Here is a 15,640-nt window from a genome sequence, read left to right as displayed (position 1 = left end):
CGCCGGGCGGTCAGCGTTCCCGGACCACCGCGACCGGACAGTTGGCGTGCTGGATCACCTGCTGGCTGACCGAGCCGAGCAGCATCCCGGCCAGCCCACCCCGGCCCCGGCTGCCGACCACCACCGACTGCGCGGACCGGCTCGCCTCGATCAGCATCGCCGCCGGGCTGCCCGAGATCAGGTCGACGGTCACGTTCAGCTGCGGGAAGGTTCGCCGCCACGGCTCCAGCGCCTGCTCCACCGCGGCCCGCTCGTCGGGCACCCCGGCCGCCCCGCCGGGTCCCGGAGTCCAGGCGTGCAGTACGCGCAACGGCATCTGCCGGCGGGCCGCCCGTTCCGCCGCGAAACCGAGCGCCACCAGCGACGGCCCCGAACCGTCCACCCCGACCGCCACCGGGCCGTCCGGTTGACCGCCCGTCCCGTCGCGGACCACCACCACCGGGCAGTGGGCGTGGGCGGCCACCGACACGGCCGTGGACCCGGCCAGCAGGCCACCGAATCCGCCGTGACCCCGGCTGCCGAGCACCAGCATGCCGGCCTCGACCGAGCGTTCCTGCAACACCAGGGCAGGTGGTCCGTCGTACACGTCGCCGGTGATCGTCAGCCCGGGGTGGGTGGCGGCGGCGTCCGCCGCGGCCTTGCCGACCAGGTCCTCGACCTGCCGGCGGGCGGTCTCGTCCGGCCAGACCCCGGGCGTCACACCCGGGCCGACCCAGCCGGCCACGGTCAGCCACTCGAAGACGTACGCCAGCCGCACCGGTTGGCCGCTGTGCCGAGCCTCCTCCAGCGCCCACCGCAGCGCCACCGAGGCGTCGGTGGAGCCGTCGTAGCCGACCAGGATCTCCGCGTCGCGCACGTCGTTCTCCTCAGGGGTTCGTCGGGTCGGTTTCGCGGACCCAGCGCCACTCGGCGACCTCGGGGTCGTCCTCGCCGTAGCGGCGGGTGTAGTCGCGGGCGGCCTGCCGGGCGTCGACCATCCGCTGGCGCAGGTGCGCGGCGCGGGCGGCCAGCCCGGGTACCCGGTCGATGACGTCGATGACCAGGTGGAAGCGGTCCAGGTCGTTGAGCATCACCATGTCGAACGGGGTGGTGGTGGTGCCCTCCTCCTTGTAGCCGCGTACGTGCAGGTTCTCGTGGTTGTTGCGGCGGTAGGTCAGCCGGTGGATCAACCAGGGATAACCGTGGTACGCGAAGATGATCGGCCGGTCCTGGGTGAAGATGGTGTCGAACTCGTTGTCGGTCAGGCCGTGCGGATGCTCGGTGTCCGTCTGGAGTCGCATCAGGTCGACCACGTTCACCAGTCTCACCCGTAGGTCGGGGAGGTGCTGGCGGAGCAGCTCGACGGCGGCCAGCGTCTCCAGGGTGGGCACGTCCCCGCAGCAGGCCAGCACCACGTCCGGTTCGATGCCTCCGTCGTTGCTGGCCCACTCCCAGATCCCCAGGCCGCGTCGGGTGTGCTGGATCGCCTCGGTCATCGTCAGCCAGTTCGGCGCCGGCTGCTTGCCGGCCACCACCACGTTTATGTAGTGCCGGCTGCGCAGACAGTGGTCCATCGTGGCGAGCAGGGTGTTGGCGTCCGGCGGCAGGTAGATCCGGACCACCTCGGCCTTCTTGTTGACCACGTGGTCGATGAAGCCGGGGTCCTGGTGGGAGAAGCCGTTGTGGTCCTGACGCCAGACGTGGCTGGACAGCAGGTAGTTCAGCGAGGCGATCGGCTGCCGCCAGGGGATGGCCCGGGTCACCTTCAGCCACTTGGCGTGCTGGTTGAGCATCGAGTCGACGATGTGGATGAACGCCTCGTAGCTGGTGAAGACACCATGACGGCCGGTCAGGAGGTAACCCTCCAGCCAGCCCTGGCAGAGGTGCTCGGAGAGCACCTCCATGACCCGGCCGTCGGGGGAGAGGTGGTCGTCGCCGGGAACGGTGGCGGCGACCCACGCCCGTCCGGTCACCTCGAACGCCGCGCCCAGCCGGTTGGAGGCGACCTCGTCCGGGCCGAACAGTCGGAACGTCTCCGGGTTGGCGCTGATGACGTCCCGGATCCACGGGCCGAGCACCCCCGTCGCACCGGCCATCGGCTGGCCCGGCTCGGGAACGTCCACGCCGTAGTCGCGGAAGTCGGGCAGGGCCAGGTCGCGCAGCACCACGCCACCGTTGGTGACCGGGTTGGCGCTCATCCGCCGGTCCCCGCGCGGCGGCAGCGTCCGCAGCTCCTCCACCGGCGCGCCGGTGGCGTCGAACAGCTCCTCGGGGCGGTAGCCGCGCAGCCACCGCTCCAACTCGGCCAGGTGGGCCGGGTTGTCGCGGACCCCCGACAGCGGCACCTGGTGGGCGCGGTACGTGCCCTCCACCTGGACGCCGTCCACCTCCTGCGGGCCGGTCCAACCCTTCGGCGTCCGCAGAATGATCATCGGCCAGCGGGGACGCTCGACGACGCCGCCGGAACGGGCCCGCCGCCGGATCTCGGCGATCTCGTCCAGCACCCGGTCCATCGTCGCGGCGAGCGTGCGGTGCACCACGACCGGGTCGTCGCCGGCCACCACGTACGGCTGGTAGCCCGACCCGCGCATCAGGTCGAGCAGATCGGCCTCGGGGATCCGGGCCAACACGGTCGGGTTGGCGATCTTGTAGCCGTTGAGGTGCAGGATGGGCAGCACCGCGCCGTCGCGCGCCGGGTTGAGGAACACGTCGGAGAGCCAACTGCCGGCCAGTGGCCCGGTCTCCGCCTCGCCGTCGCCGATCACGCAGGCCACCACCAGGTCCGGGTGGTCGAACGCCGCGCCGTAGGCGTGGCTGAGCGCGTACCCCAGCTCGCCGCCCTCGTGGATGGAGCCCGGCACGTCCGCCGCGACGTGGCTGGGGATGCCGCCGGGGAAGGAGAACTGGCGGAACAGCTTGGCCATCCCGACCTCGTCGCGCGCCACATCGTGGTAGCGCTCCGACCAGGTGCCCTCCAGCCAGGTGTTGGCCACGATGGCCGGGCCACCGTGCCCGGGGCCGGTGACCAGCATGGCGTCGAGGTCACGCGCCACGATCACCCGGTTGAGATGGGCGTAGATGAGGTTGAGCCCGGGGCTGGTGCCCCAGTGCCCGAGCAGCCGTGGCTTGATGTCGTCGGGGGTGAGCGGCTCCCGCAGCAGCGGGTTGCCCAGCAGGTAGATCTGCCCGACGGTGAGGTAGTTCGCGGCGCGCCAGTAGGCGTCCAGCCGGCGCAGTTCGTCGTCGGTGAGGGCGCTTCGCACGTCGAGAGCGGTGTCCATCAGGCTGCCTCTCGCGGGTAGGAGTGGGGCGTCGGCTTCGCCGCCGCGCACGCCCCGGGTCAGGGCCGTTGGTTGCGGGCCGGCCGGGCGTCCGGACCGGTCAGCGGCGTCTCGCTGAGACCACGGACGACGACCACCGGTGCGGGGGAGTGGTAGAGCAGGGACTGGGCGACCGCGCCCAACATCGCTCGTCCCGGTTCGTCGCCGCGGGCGGCGACCACCGCCAGCTGCGACGTGCGGGAGGTGTCGATCAGCACCTGACCGGGATCGCCGCGGACGACACGGCACTCGGTGGGCACCGGACCGTTGCGGCCGGTATGCCGGGCCACCGCCTCGTTGAGCTGCTCGGCGACCGCGTCGGTGTCCTCGTCCTGCTCGGCCACCCGCAGCGCGAGCAGCCGGGCGTCCCGGCGGGACGCGCACTCCACCGCCCACTGCAGCGCGAGGTGCGAGCTGGGTGAGCCGTCCACCCCGACCAGCACCGGGCCCTGCGGTGGCGGTTCGCGGCGGGCCACCAGCAGCGGGCAACCGGCCCGTGCGGCCAACTGCACGGCGGGCGTCTCGGCCGGGACGCACTGGCCGCTGCCGGCCATCCCGCTGTCGCCGACCGCCAGCAGGAAGGCCGTCTCCGACCGGCGGATGAGGGTGGCCAGCAGGGCGCTCTCGACGATCTCGCTGCCCACGGTCAGTCCGGGCTCGGTCTGGTGGGCGAGTTGTGCGGCCCGGGTGAGCAGCTCCTCGGCCCGGTCGCGGGGTGCGGCGACGCTGTCCGCGGCGAAGGCCGCGTGCCAGTCGAAGGTGTGCAGCACGTGCAGGGCACGGCCGTGTCCGGCGGCTTCCTGCGCGGCCTGTTCGACGACCGGGAGGTCGAGATCCGAGCCGATGGCGACCAGCACCGCTGCGTCGGCGGGTGCGGCCATCGATATCACCTCCCGGGCGTCGCGCCCGGCACGACCACGCTGTCTCTAGCCGAGGGTAGTCGGATGGTCACGGTTGCGGGGCGGTTGTGGGTTCTCGACGACGCCAGCCTGGCGGCGGTGGGGGAAAGTGCACGTCGGCATGGCCATTCAGTGGATGCGGCGTGCCGGGGCGAGTCAGACATGATCTGAGATGCAGGCTGATCATTGGGGCGAGACAATGTCAGACGGAGTGGAGGGCCGGCCCACCGGTCGGTGGACGGCGCTGCGTGGGTCACTGGTCCTCGCCGGCCAACTGATCGCGGTGCTGGCGATGACGGTCGTCGCCGTCACGGCCTTCTGCCTCATCCCGCTGGGTGTCGGTGTATTGATCTTTCCCGGCTGCGTACGCGTCCTGCACCGTCAGGCCGAGCGGCTGCGCCGGACGGATCAGCGTCTCGCCGGCATCGACGTCGCGGTGCCGAGCCTGCCGGACCCCGCCGCGTCCGGATTCGTTGCCCAGGCGCGTCAATGCTGGCGACTCGTCAACGACCGCGCCTTCTGGCGTCTGACGCGGTGGGCGGTTGTCGACCCGTTCACCAGCACTGTGCTCGTGCTGATCGCACCACTCGGGCTCGTCGGCTGGGGTCTGTACGGGTGCGTGGCCATGCCGATCCTCTACCTCGGCCTCCGGCTGGAACCAACCGAATGGTACGTGTTCATCCCAGTCACGACGGCCAGCACGGTGCCGTACGCCGCCGTCCTCGGCTGCGCCCTGGTCGTCATCGGCCTGCTCAGCGGATCCTGGTGGTTGCGGGTGCAGGCCCGCTGGTCGTCCGTGCTGATCGGCAGCCACCTGGTCGATCTGCAAGCGCGGGTCTCCGTCCTCTCGGCCAGCCGCGAAGAGGTCCGCGACGACGCGGCCGCGCAACTTCGCCGCCTCGAACGGGACGTGCACGACGGTGCTCAGGCCCAACTCGTGGCGATCGGCATGAAGCTGGGCTTTGCCGAGACCCTCATGGCCAGCGACACCGACGCCGCGCTCGCCCTCATCGCGCAGGCGCGCGACGACTCCTCGAACGCCCTCGGTGAGCTGCGCGACCTCATGCGCGGGATCCACCCGCCCGTCCTCGCCGACCGCGGCCTGGGCGCGGCGATCGAGGCGATGGCCATCGAGTCGGCACTGCCGGTGACCACGCGGATACGGCTACCCGTACGGCTGGACTCGTCGCTCGAGGCTGCGGCGTACTTCGCCACCCGCGAACTGCTGACCAACGCCGCGAAGCACTCCGGCGCGGCTCACCTCGTGGTGACGGCGGACATCGGTGAGGATCGCCTCCGCATCGAGGTGCGGGATGACGGCAAGGGGGGCGCGGTGGTCGTCCCCGGCAGCGGGCTCGACGGTACGCGCCGACGCCTGGCCGCCTTCGACGGCACTCTCACCATCCGGAGCCCGGTGGGCGGCCCGACGGAGATCGCACTGGAGGTGCCGTGCGCGTAGTCGTCGCAGAAGACCAGACAATGCTGCGTGTGGGCCTGGTCAGCCTGCTCGAGGCCGTCGGTCATGAGGTGGTCGAGCAGGTGGGTACCGGACCCGAGCTGAGTCGGGTGCTCGGCGACTGGCGCGCCGACGTCGCGATCGTCGACATCCGCCTGCCCCCGTCGCACACCGACGAGGGGCTGCGCGCCGTGCTGGCGGCGCGACGGGTCCAACCGGCGCTGCCGGTCCTGCTGTTCTCGCAGTACGTCGAGCAGTTGTACGTGCGTGAACTCCTCGCCGACCAAGCCGGTGCGATCGGCTACCTGTTGAAGGACCGGGTGTCCCATCCTCGCCAGTTCATGGACGCCCTCGACCAGGTCGCCGTCGGCGGCACCGTACTCGACCCCACGGTCATCAGCGCGCTCATCAACCGGGTCGAACGAGGCGGGCCCGTCGGCACACTCACGGAACGCGAGCGGCAGGTCCTCGACCTCATGGCGCAGGGCCGCTCGAACACGGCGATCGGCTACGAGATGCACATCAGCGAGAGCGCGACGACCAAACACATCTCGAACGTGTTCGCGAAGCTCGGTCTGCACCCGAGTCTCGACGACAACCGGCGGGTCCTGGCGGTACTCGCGTATCTCAACGAACGCTGAGCCTGCTTGGTGGAGGAAGCTGCACCCCAGTCGGAGGTCCAGCTCCAGTGTTCGCAGCCGCCGCCTGTCCGAGGCTGGACACATGACGAAGACTTCTCCTCCGACCGGAGCGGGTGGGGCCCGCGTGACGACGGTTGTCGTCGCGTTCCTCGCGGTGTCGGCCGCAGCCTCGCCGGTACTCGCGCTGGTGCAGGGGGCAACTGGGCTCGATCCGACCATACTGGTGCTCGCCCAGTTCTCCACCGCCGTCGGCGCCCTCGTCGCGTACGCCGTCTGGCGAGGCCGCCTGCCCTACCCGCGTACGACCAGGCGAGGCGTTGTCGCCCCACTCTGTGCCGCCGCCGGGCTGGCGCTGATGGTCACCCTGGTCCTCTGGCTTCTGGCGATCGCCGAACCGCACCGCTGGCAGTCGCCGCACACCTCGATGCTTCCCGCGCCACTGGCACTGATCCTGTTCGCGCAGTTCCTCGGCGCGGCCGGCGAGGAAGTCGGCTGGCGGGGCTTCGTGCAACCCATCCTCGAAACACGCATGGCGACGCTGTCGGCCGCCGCCATCACCGGCCTGTTGTTCGGGCTCGGCCATTTCCCCGTGGCAGGCGCCGGGCTCGCGGTCTACTCCGTCTTCGTCGTATCGGCCATCGGGCTGTCCGTCGCCGCGGCGGCCGTCACGACCGGACGCCCGTGGTGGGCACGCGTCCTCGTGTCCACCGTCCTGCACTGGGGCGTCAACATCGGGATACTCGTCGGCTTCTCCAACGCCGATGAATCCATGCTGTGGATGGCCAACACCGCAATCGCGATGGGTCTCGTCGGAGCGGCGTGCGTCCCGTTCCTCCTCCGGCCGAACCGTCGAGGGTCGAGTGGTTCGCCGGCACCAGCCAGGGATCCCGGTTTTCACGCGCCCGGTCCAGGCCCGCGAGCCGATCAACGACTATGACTGATCAGGGGCGCGTCAACCAGGGTTGACACGAGGTGCGGTGTCAACGTATGTTGACGGTATGAGTCAGGCGACAGAACTCGCGGCGGCAGCCGGCAGCACCGACCCCCGGGTCGGGCTGCGCGCTGTCCGCGCGCTGCGCCGGCTGCTCGAGCGGCTCGAGGTGGTCCAGGTGGACAACGCCCGTCGACAGGGCTGGTCCTGGCAGGAGATCGCCGACGCGCTCGAGGTCAGCCGGCAGGCGGTGCACAAGAAGCACGCCGGGCGACCGGCGGTCAACTCATCCTGGGAGGCGTGATGTTCGAACGGTTCACCGACCGGGCGCGCGGCGTGGTGCATCGGGCGCTGGAGGAGGCGCGGGCCGAGGGCCAACGGCCGGTCGGCACCGAGCACCTGCTGCTCGCCCTGCTCGCCGACGACGCCGGCCTGGCCAGCCGGGTGCTCGCCGACGCCGGCGTACGCGCCGACGACCTGCGCGAGCGCGTCCGCCGACACACCGTCAGCGGGGGCACCGGCCTCGGCGACGCGGACGCGGCGGCCCTGCGGGAGATCGGCATCGACCTGGCCGCGATCGTGGCCCGCATCGAGCAGTCCTTCGGCCCGGACGCGCTGCGCGAGGCCGTGCCGGCGCCGCGCCGCCGGTGGGGGCGCAGGCGCTACCTCGGTGGGCCGTTCTCGGCCCGGTCCAAGAAAGCGCTGGAGTTGTCCCTGCGCGAGGCGCTGCGCCTGCGCCACAAGCACATCGGCACCGAGCACATCCTGCTCGGGGTGCTCCGGGAGGGGCACGGGCTGGGCGCGCTGGTGCTCACCGAGTCCGGCATCGACCTCGACGATCTGCGCCGCCGGGTGGAGAGCGCGCTCCGGGCGGCGGCCTGACGGGCGTGCTCGCGTTGAAACGTGTCTGTGGCACTTTCGACGCGAGCCCCCCGCTGGGTCGCTGAAGGTGCCCCGGTGCTGCACACTGGCGCCCGTGGATGCTGGACAGGACAGGCGGCCCTCGGGGGGCGACGGCGGGCTGCGCTCCGCCGTGGTGGTCAACCCGGTGAAGGTCGACGATCTCGACGAGCTGCGCCGTACCGTGAACGACGCGCTCAAGGCGGCGGGCTGGCCCGAGCCGCAGTGGTACGAAACCACCGTCGACGACCCCGGCCGCGGTCAGGCCGAGCAGGCCGTCAAGGCCGGCGTCGACCTGGTCTTCGCCTGCGGTGGCGACGGCACCGTGATGTCCTGCGTCAGCGCGCTCGTCGGCACCGACGTGGCCCTCGCCGTGCTGCCGCAGGGCACCGGCAACCTGCTCGCCGCCAACCTCGGTCTCTCCACCGACCTGGCCGCCGGGTTGCAGGTCGCCGTCGAGCGGGGCCGCCGACTGCTCGACGTCGGCGCCGTCGAGGACAAATACTTCACCGTGATGGCCGGCATGGGCTTCGACGCCCAGATGCTCGAGGCCACCAACGAGACCACCAAGGCCCGCATCGGCTGGCCGGCGTACGTCATGGGCGCCGCCCGCCACCTGCGGGACCGGCCGATGCGGGTGCAGATCCGCATCGACGACCGCCCGCCGGTGCGCCGCCGGGCCCGCTCGGTCCTGATCGCCAACGTCGGCCGCCTCCAGGGCGGGGTGACCCTGCTCACCGAGGCCGAGCCGGACGACGGCTGGCTCGACGTCGCCGTGCTCACCCCGCGCAGCCTGCGGCACTGGCTGGCGCTCGGCTGGGCGGTGGTTCGCCGCAGCGGCCAGGTGCCGCGGATGGAGGTGTTCCGGGGCAAACGCGTGGTGGTCAGCAGCAACCGGGCCCAGCCCAGGGAACTGGACGGCGACCTCATCTCCCCGGGCCGGCGGCTACAGGCGGAAGTTCGGCCCGAGGCGCTCTGGCTCTGCGTCCCCCAACCCCAGGACGCCCCCGACCTGGCCGTCGACGCGCAGGGCGCCGGAGAGCGGGGCGAGCAGCTGATCGAGGAAGCGCGCCGTGAGTAGCACCCGGATCGTGCCGGAGACCCGGCTGATGGCCGACGAGGAGCTGTCCGCCGACGACGCCTGGCACACGCTGAGCCGGCAGGGCGGGTGGCACCTCCTGCGAGACGCCTTCATCCGGTTCCGCTACGGCGACGGGTTCAGCCACTCGCGGGCCTTCGCACTGCAACTCTGCCTCGCCGTGGTGCCGTTCCTGATCGCCCTCACCGGCCTGATCAGCGAGCTGGGCGTCGAGGAGGGCGGTCAGGTGGTGGCCGACACCGTCCTGGCGCTGACCCCGGGCCAGAGCGCCCAGATGGTCGCCGAGCTGCTGGGCGAGGGCGAACGCGTCGAGGACGCGGGAGAGCTCGCACTCACCCTCGGTCTGCTCACCGGTCTGTTCGCGCTGACCACCACGATGGCCCAGATCGAACGCGGGGCCAACCGGATCTACGGCGTCGAACGGGACCGCCCCGCACTGCGGAAGTACCTCCGCGCCGCGGTGCTTGCCGTCACCGCCGGCCTGCCCGCGCTCGCCGGTTTCCTGATCCTGGTCGGTGGCGGCGCGATGGGCGACTCGGTGCGCAAGCACTACGAGTGGGGTGAGGTCGCGCACGGCATCTGGGACGTGGTCCGCTTCCCCCTGAGCCTCGCCCTGACGGTCCTCGCCGTCGCCGTGCTGTTCCGGCACGCGCCACGACGCAACCAGCCGGGCCTGTCCTGGCTGTTCTTCGGTGCCGGCATCGCCACGGTCCTGTGGTGGCTGGCCAGCCTGCTGCTCGCCGCGTACGTGCGGTTCAGTGACGGCTTCGGGCAGACCTACGGCGCGTTGACCGGCATGATGGCGCTGCTGCTCTGGGCCAACCTGACCGGGATGGCGCTCTTCGGCGGGCTGGCCTTCGCCGCCCAACTGGAGGCGCTGCGCATCGGTGCGCGAGAGCCGGCCCAACCCGACCTCTGGGAACCCGACACCGACCGTGCCGAGCTGCTCGACACCGGGGACATGACGGCGCTCTAGCACCACCGGCGTGTACGACGAACGCGGATCGGGTAAAGCGGCCCCGCCAGAGCCGAACAAGGAGGTGCGGGGTGACCGCGGTCAGAGAGATGGCGCGACGTCCGATCGGTCACTTCGCCGAGCGGAGCATCGCGGGTCTGGCGGCCGTCACCGGCGCCGGGGTGGCCTTCGGGCTGCTGTTGCTGCTCGTCCGGGTGCGGTGGAGCCCGTTGCAGGACGGCGACCACGCCGTCGCCGAGTGGTTCAACGGGCTCGTCGCCCCGCACCACGCCCTGGTCACCGTCCTGCAGGCGGTGACCGACCTGGGTGGCCGACCGATCTACATCTGGTTGGTCAGCGTCGCGGTGGTGGGGCTCCTCATTCGCAAACAGCCACGGCTGGCCGTCTACCTGATCGTCACCGGCATCGGTGGCCTGATCCTCGACCCGTCGCTGAAGACGCTTGTCGGTCGGCTCCGCCCCGTGGTGGACGTGCCGATCGCCAGCGCGCCGGGCAACAGCTTCCCGAGCGGGCACGCGCTGGGCTCGATCGTCGCGTACGGGGCTCTGCTGCTGGTGTTCCTGCCGGCCATGGCGCCGCGCTGGCGCAAGCCCGCGATCGTCGGCTTCAGCCTGCTGGTGGCGGTGATCGGCCTGACCCGGATCGCGTTGGGCGTGCACTACGTCTCCGACGTGCTGGCCGGCTGGCTGCTCGGCGCGGCCTGGCTGGGCGTCACCGCGTACGCCTTCCGGCTGTGGCGGCGCGAGCGCGGGCGGCCGGTACCGCCGCTGAGCGAGGGCCTGGAGCCCGAGGCCGGGCACGACATCGCTCCCGCCCCGGCGGAGGAGCACGTGCTGGCGCACCCCCGCTCGGCGGTGGCCGAGCTGCTGGTGGGCTGGGTGCTCGTGTTCGGGGCGCTCTACAGCTTCGGCACGTACGTCAGCTACCACGCCAAGGGCACCCTCTTCGACACCCTCGACACCGACGTGCCGCGGTGGTTCGCCGAGCGGCACACCGACGTGTTGACCGACGTGAGTTGGTGGTGGAGCAAGTTCGGCGACACCCACGCGATCCTGATCATCTCGCTGGTGTTCTGCCCGCTGATCCTGGCGGTCTGGCGGCGCTGGCGTCCGGTGCTCTTCCTGGCGCTGGCCATGGTGGGTGAGCTGACCCTGTTCCTCGCCTCGGCCCGCGCCGTCGACCGGCCGCGCCCGGCGGTGGAGAACCTCGACGGGCAGATGCCCACCTCGTCGTTCCCGTCGGGGCACATCGCGGCCACCATCTGCGTCTGGCTGGCCATCACGGTCATCGTGTTCCCGCGTACCGACAGGTGGTGGCGTTGGATCTTGGTGGCGCTGGCCGTGATCATGCCGGTCGGGGTCGCCACCTCCCGGATGTACCGGGGCATGCACCACCCGACCGACTTCATGGGCGCGATCCTGCTCTCCGCGCTCTGGATCGGGCTGCTCTACCTCGTCATCCGCCCGAACGCCGACCTGAAGGAAGGCAACCAACCGAGCATCGAGTCGGAGGACGTGGACACTCTCGACGACGAGCTGGCGCGCGCCGGCAGAGCCGACTGACGCCACCGTGCTGCGGTTGATGACCTGGAACATCCGCACCGGCGGCCGGGATCGCGGCGGCGCCGACCGGCTGGATCAGGTGGTCCAGGTCATCGACGAGCAGGCACCGGACGTGCTGGCCCTGCAGGAGCTGCGCGGCTTCGACCGCGACGGGCTGATGGCCACCGTGGCGGGTCGGGTGGGCATGACGCCGTACCTGGCCCGGTCCTGTCTCGGGCAGCCGGTGGCGGTGCTGGTCCGGCCCCCGTACCGGACCGTCGACGCGGGGGCAGTGCGCCGGCCGTTCCACCACGCCGCCGCCCGTGTCGTGGTGGCGACCGCCGCCGGCCCGCTCACCGTGCTCGGCGCCCACCTCTACCCGTACTCCGGGGGACGGCGGCGGATGGAGGCCGACTGGCTGGTCCGGGCGGTGCGACGTGCCCCGGGTCCGTTGACGCTCGTCACCGGTGACCTCAACGCGCTCGACCCGAGCGTGGACCACACCGAGCGACTGGCCGGGATGCCGACCCTCTACCGGCGGCGGCACCTGCGCCGGCGCGGTGGCGACGTCGACACCCGCGCAATCGCCGGGTTGCTCGCCGCCGACCTGGTCGACCTCTGGCCGTCGGTCAACGCCGGAACGGCCGAGGCCGAGGGCCGGACCGTCCCCACCCGCTTCGGTGGGGCCGAGTTCGCCGGGATGCGACTGGACTACCTGCTCGGCACCCACGAGGTGGCGCAGCGGACGCGGGAGTGCCGGGTCGTCCGGGGCGGGACGGCGGACACCGCCTCGGACCACTATCCGCTGCTCACCACACTCGACCTCGATCCGGCCGAAACCGCCGGCTGAGGCGTGGCGCGGGCCGGTTACCGTGCCCAGCGTGACCGACCCCCTGCCGGCCCGCTCGCCGCTGTCCGACCCGCCGAGTGGGCACCCCGCCGCACCGACGGCGGCGCGTCCGGCACCGTCCGCCGTGGACCCGGCAGCACCGGCCGCCGTCGCGCTCCCGCTCGTCGCGGCCGTCGCGCGAGGTGTGGCGTTGGTCGTGGTGCTTCCGGTACGCCTGCTCTGGGAGCTGATCGCGGCTGCCGGCCGGCTGGCGTACCGGAGTCTGCTCACCCCCGTCGGGCGGTTCCTGGGCCGCTGGTTGTTGTCTCCACTGTCCTGGGCGCTGCACCGACTTCTCTGGCTGCCGCTGGTCTGGTGCGCCCGTAACCTGCTCTGGGTTCCGGCGCGCTGGGCGGCTCGGGTCCTCGTCTGGCTCCCGCTGGTCTGGTTGGGGCGGGGCCTCACGTGGGTGGCCCGCACGCTGCTCTGGCAGCCGCTGGTCTGGCTGGCGTACGGCATCGCCTGGGCCGTCCGCACGGTGCTCTGGCAGCCGCTGGTCTGGCTGGCGTACGGCATCGCCTGGCTGGTCCGCACGCTGCTCTGGACGCCGCTGGTCTGGTTTGCCCGCCGAGGGCTGCGTCCGCCTCTCGTCGCTCTGGGGCGCGTGCTGGTGTGGCTCGCCGAGCATCTGGTCCGGCGGCCGCTGCGCTGGCTGGGCGCTGCGCTCACCCCCGCCGGACGGCTGCTGTGGCGGGGCGTCGCCGCCCTCGCCGGGGCGATGCGCGCCGCGCTCGTCGGGTTGGTCCGAGGGGTCTGGTGGGCTGTCCTGGGGTTCGGCCGTCTACTCGTCGCCGTGGTGGTCGGTGCGTGGTGGGCGGCCGGCTGGGTGCTGCGGCAGTTCTACCGCCTGCTGCTGCGCCCGCTCGGGCATGGGCTGCGCTGGATGTGGCGGCACGGCGTGCGCCCGTTGCTGCGGGGAGCCCGGTGGGCCTGGTCGGTGACGGTCGTGCCGGTGGCGCACGGGGTCCGGGCGGCCTGGCGGGCGACCGTCGCGCCGGCGGCCCGGTGGACCCGCCGGTCGGTGCTCGACCCGGCCCGGCTGGCCTCCCGCGAGGTGCTCAGCGCCCTGGGCCTACGCCGCTGACCGGGCCACCGCCGAGTGGGCGGATCGCGGTCGCGGTCGTCCTCACAGCACCAGGTTGAGCAGGACGGTGAGCACCACCGAGGCGACGATCGAGAAGAGGATCATCAGGAGGCAGCCGAGGCCACCGCCGAGCGGGCGGATCTCCGTGTTGCCGAAGCGCATGGGGTCACCTGTCCGAGAGTGCGGGTTGCGGGGCGAGCAGGCGGCGAATCCCGTCCGCGACCTGCGTCGGGGCGGTCGTGACCACGTTGTGCGCGGCGCCGGGGACCACCAGCAGGTTCGCGTCCGGCACGAGCCGGGTCGCCTCGTCGCGCCAGGGCGCCGGTACGACCGGGTCGCGATCACCGGTCACGACCAGGGTCGGCGCGGTGACGCGGACGAGGTCCCGCTCGATCGGGTTGCGCACCGAGTGCGACACGGTCGCGAAGACCCGCGGCGTCCCGGTCCCCGGGTCCGTACTGCGCCGGGTGTGGGTGCGCAGGCCGTCGACGAGCCGCCACTCGCTCGTCAACCCGGCGGCCGACCGGGGCGCGGCCATGGCGAGCCGCAGCTCGGTCGGACCGAAGTGGCCGCCACCCACCGGCGTCACAACTCCCGCAGCCGGGGCAGGAGCTGCTCCTGCGCCCAGTCCAGGAACATCGGCTGGGTCTCTCCGCCGACCTGGATGATCGCCACGTGGGTGAAGCCGGCGTCGATGAACTTGCGGAACGCCTCGACGTGCGCGTCGATGTTCGGCCCGCAGGGGACGCCCTCGGCGACGTCCTCCTCCCGGACGAACTGGGTGGCGGCGGCGAAGGACTCCGGGCCGGGCAGGTCGGCGTTGACCTTCCAACCCATCCCGAACCAGCGGAACTGGTCGTGCACGATCTTGCGGCACTCGGCCTCGTCGGGGCCGTAGCAGATGGCCACCTGCCCGTACCGGGGCTGGCCGGCGCCGCCGGCGTCGTCGTACATCTCGATGATGTGCCGGTCGGGTTCGGTGGAGATGATGCCGTTGCCGTACTCCGCGGCCAACGTCGCGGACTGCCGGCCGGACGCGGCGACGGCCATCGGCACCGGTCGTTCCGGGCGGTCCCAGACGTAGGCGTCGGGCACGTCGAAGTGGTTGCCGGAGAAGGTCAACGTCTCTCCGTTGAGCAGCGGCCGGATGATCTGCAACGCCTCCTCGAACATCTCGTGCCGCTGCTGCACGTGCGGCCAGCCACCGACCACGTGCTCGTTCAGGTTCTCTCCGGCGCCCAGGCCGAGGGTGAACCGGCCGTCCGAGAGTGCCCCGATCGTGCTGGCCTTCTGCGCGACCACGGCCGGGTGGTAGCGGCGGATCGGGCAGGTCACGAACGACATCAGCTGGGCGCGGGAGGTGGCGTGGGCGACCGCGCCGAGCACCGACCAGGCGTACGGAGAGTGGCCCTGGGAGTCCAGCCAGGGGTAGTAGTGGTCGGACATCACCAACTGGTCGAAGCCGGCCGCCTCGGCCCGGACCGCGTGGTCGACCAACTGCTTGGGACCGGCCTGTTCGCCCATCAGGGTGTAGCCGACGCTGACCATCCTGGTATCCCCTCTCACTGGCTGATCGTTCCCGGGATACCCCGGTCGGCCGCCGTCAACCCTCCCGTCCGGTTCTCAGATGGCAGTGCTTGACGGATGACGGGTGACCTGCCTACCGTCGCTCTTAACCGGTTAAGAGCCGGAGGTGGCGCACATCCTGTGGTGGGGATGATCGCCCCGCGACGGCCCGCGCTCGCGTGGGCCGTTGCGGCTGTCCGGGGAGCGGGCCGCTCAACTGAACCGGTTGCGAGGGTCAATCCATCGCCATACGCTGATCCGTGCGCGCCGGGCGTCGGGCGCGGCTGCCGGGCTGCAGCCGCCTTCCCCCTGTCACGTCCCACCCCTGTCGGGCACCGGGGGTCCTCCCTGAGGAAGAC

General features: G+C 72.0%; 15 protein-coding genes. 10 read left to right on the top strand and 5 right to left on the bottom strand.

Features of this window, described 5'->3' with window-relative positions; all coding sequences use genetic code 11:
* Positions 1–10: 10 nt before the first annotated feature.
* The 3 genes from AB0C25_RS32250 to AB0C25_RS32240 are packed head-to-tail and all read right to left on the bottom strand — an operon-like array spanning position 11 to position 4,180.
* On the bottom strand, positions 11–856 hold the full coding sequence (locus AB0C25_RS32250; protein WP_357378290.1) for a universal stress protein: 846 nt from the start codon (positions 854–856) through the stop codon (positions 11–13).
* 10 nt (positions 857–866) lie between these two features.
* Positions 867–3,260 (bottom strand): phosphoketolase family protein, encoded by a 2,394-nt coding sequence (locus AB0C25_RS32245; protein WP_357378288.1) that lies wholly within the window; start codon positions 3,258–3,260, stop codon positions 867–869.
* A 59-nt stretch (positions 3,261–3,319) separates the two neighbouring features.
* Positions 3,320–4,180, bottom strand: a complete 861-nt coding sequence (locus AB0C25_RS32240; RefSeq protein WP_357378286.1) for a universal stress protein — start codon at positions 4,178–4,180, stop codon at positions 3,320–3,322.
* A 217-nt stretch (positions 4,181–4,397) separates the two neighbouring features.
* Here AB0C25_RS32240 and AB0C25_RS32235 point away from each other — a divergent pair, with 217 nt between their 5' ends.
* The 10 genes from AB0C25_RS32235 to AB0C25_RS32190 all read left to right on the top strand — a co-directional run bounded on the left by AB0C25_RS32235 (position 4,398) and on the right by AB0C25_RS32190 (position 13,715).
* The gene (locus tag AB0C25_RS32235) at positions 4,398–5,657 is read left to right on the top strand and encodes a histidine kinase (RefSeq protein WP_357378284.1); all 1,260 of its coding nucleotides are present in this window, start codon (positions 4,398–4,400) and stop codon (positions 5,655–5,657) included.
* Entirely contained in the window at positions 5,648–6,295 is a 648-nt protein-coding gene (locus tag AB0C25_RS32230) for a response regulator transcription factor (protein ID WP_357378282.1), read from the top strand. The genes AB0C25_RS32235 and AB0C25_RS32230 overlap by 10 nt, the downstream gene beginning before the upstream one ends.
* A 124-nt stretch (positions 6,296–6,419) precedes the next feature.
* Entirely contained in the window at positions 6,420–7,232 is an 813-nt protein-coding gene (locus AB0C25_RS32225) for a type II CAAX endopeptidase family protein (RefSeq protein ID WP_357378280.1), read from the top strand.
* Positions 7,233–7,293: 61 nt separating this feature from the next.
* Complete coding sequence (locus AB0C25_RS32220) at positions 7,294–7,530, top strand: HTH domain-containing protein (RefSeq protein WP_007457155.1); 237 nt, start codon at positions 7,294–7,296, stop codon at positions 7,528–7,530.
* Complete coding sequence (locus AB0C25_RS32215; RefSeq protein WP_357378383.1) at positions 7,530–8,108, top strand: Clp protease N-terminal domain-containing protein; 579 nt, start codon at positions 7,530–7,532, stop codon at positions 8,106–8,108. Before AB0C25_RS32220 ends, AB0C25_RS32215 begins: the two co-directional genes overlap by 1 nt.
* 94 nt (positions 8,109–8,202) lie before the next feature.
* Positions 8,203–9,207 (top strand): diacylglycerol kinase family protein, encoded by a 1,005-nt coding sequence (locus AB0C25_RS32210; protein WP_357378278.1) that lies wholly within the window; start codon positions 8,203–8,205, stop codon positions 9,205–9,207.
* Entirely contained in the window at positions 9,200–10,201 is a 1,002-nt protein-coding gene (locus AB0C25_RS32205; protein ID WP_357378276.1) for a YihY/virulence factor BrkB family protein, read from the top strand. The genes AB0C25_RS32210 and AB0C25_RS32205 overlap by 8 nt, the downstream gene beginning before the upstream one ends.
* A 71-nt stretch (positions 10,202–10,272) precedes the next feature.
* Positions 10,273–11,763 carry a phosphatase PAP2 family protein gene (locus AB0C25_RS32200; RefSeq protein ID WP_357378274.1) on the top strand — a complete coding sequence of 497 codons (1,491 nt, stop codon included), beginning with the start codon at positions 10,273–10,275 and terminating at the stop codon, positions 11,761–11,763.
* Positions 11,764–11,770: 7 nt separating this feature from the next.
* Positions 11,771–12,592 carry an endonuclease/exonuclease/phosphatase family protein gene (locus AB0C25_RS32195; RefSeq protein ID WP_357378272.1) on the top strand — a complete coding sequence of 274 codons (822 nt, stop codon included), beginning with the start codon at positions 11,771–11,773 and terminating at the stop codon, positions 12,590–12,592.
* A 31-nt stretch (positions 12,593–12,623) separates the two neighbouring features.
* Positions 12,624–13,715 (top strand): hypothetical protein, encoded by a 1,092-nt coding sequence (locus tag AB0C25_RS32190; protein ID WP_357378270.1) that lies wholly within the window; start codon positions 12,624–12,626, stop codon positions 13,713–13,715.
* A gap of 166 nt (positions 13,716–13,881) precedes the next feature.
* On the opposite strand, the gene AB0C25_RS32185 is transcribed toward AB0C25_RS32190, so the two are convergent.
* Together AB0C25_RS32185 and AB0C25_RS32180 are read right to left on the bottom strand one after the other, a co-directional pair.
* On the bottom strand, positions 13,882–14,295 hold the full coding sequence (locus tag AB0C25_RS32185; protein ID WP_357378268.1) for an alpha/beta hydrolase: 414 nt from the start codon (positions 14,293–14,295) through the stop codon (positions 13,882–13,884).
* 5 nt (positions 14,296–14,300) lie between these two features.
* Complete coding sequence (locus AB0C25_RS32180; protein WP_357378266.1) at positions 14,301–15,263, bottom strand: TIGR03557 family F420-dependent LLM class oxidoreductase; 963 nt, start codon at positions 15,261–15,263, stop codon at positions 14,301–14,303.
* Between the last annotated feature and the right edge of the window lie 377 nt (positions 15,264–15,640).

Source organism: Micromonospora sp. NPDC048839, from assembly GCF_040649915.1.
Taxonomy (GTDB): Bacteria; Actinomycetota; Actinomycetes; order Mycobacteriales; family Micromonosporaceae; genus Micromonospora.
This window is presented reverse-complemented; position numbering and strand designations above follow the sequence as displayed.

Coding starts and splice junctions, on each gene's coding strand:
- AB0C25_RS32235 (WP_357378284.1), top strand. CDS start 4,398: ATGTCAGACGGAGTGGAGGGCCGGCCCACCGGTCGGTGGACGGCGCTG.
- AB0C25_RS32180 (WP_357378266.1), bottom strand. CDS start 15,263: ATGGTCAGCGTCGGCTACACCCTGATGGGCGAACAGGCCGGTCCCAAG.
- AB0C25_RS32240 (WP_357378286.1), bottom strand. CDS start 4,180: ATGGCCGCACCCGCCGACGCAGCGGTGCTGGTCGCCATCGGCTCGGAT.
- AB0C25_RS32245 (WP_357378288.1), bottom strand. CDS start 3,260: ATGGACACCGCTCTCGACGTGCGAAGCGCCCTCACCGACGACGAACTG.
- AB0C25_RS32215 (WP_357378383.1), top strand. CDS start 7,530: ATGTTCGAACGGTTCACCGACCGGGCGCGCGGCGTGGTGCATCGGGCG.
- AB0C25_RS32220 (WP_007457155.1), top strand. CDS start 7,294: ATGAGTCAGGCGACAGAACTCGCGGCGGCAGCCGGCAGCACCGACCCC.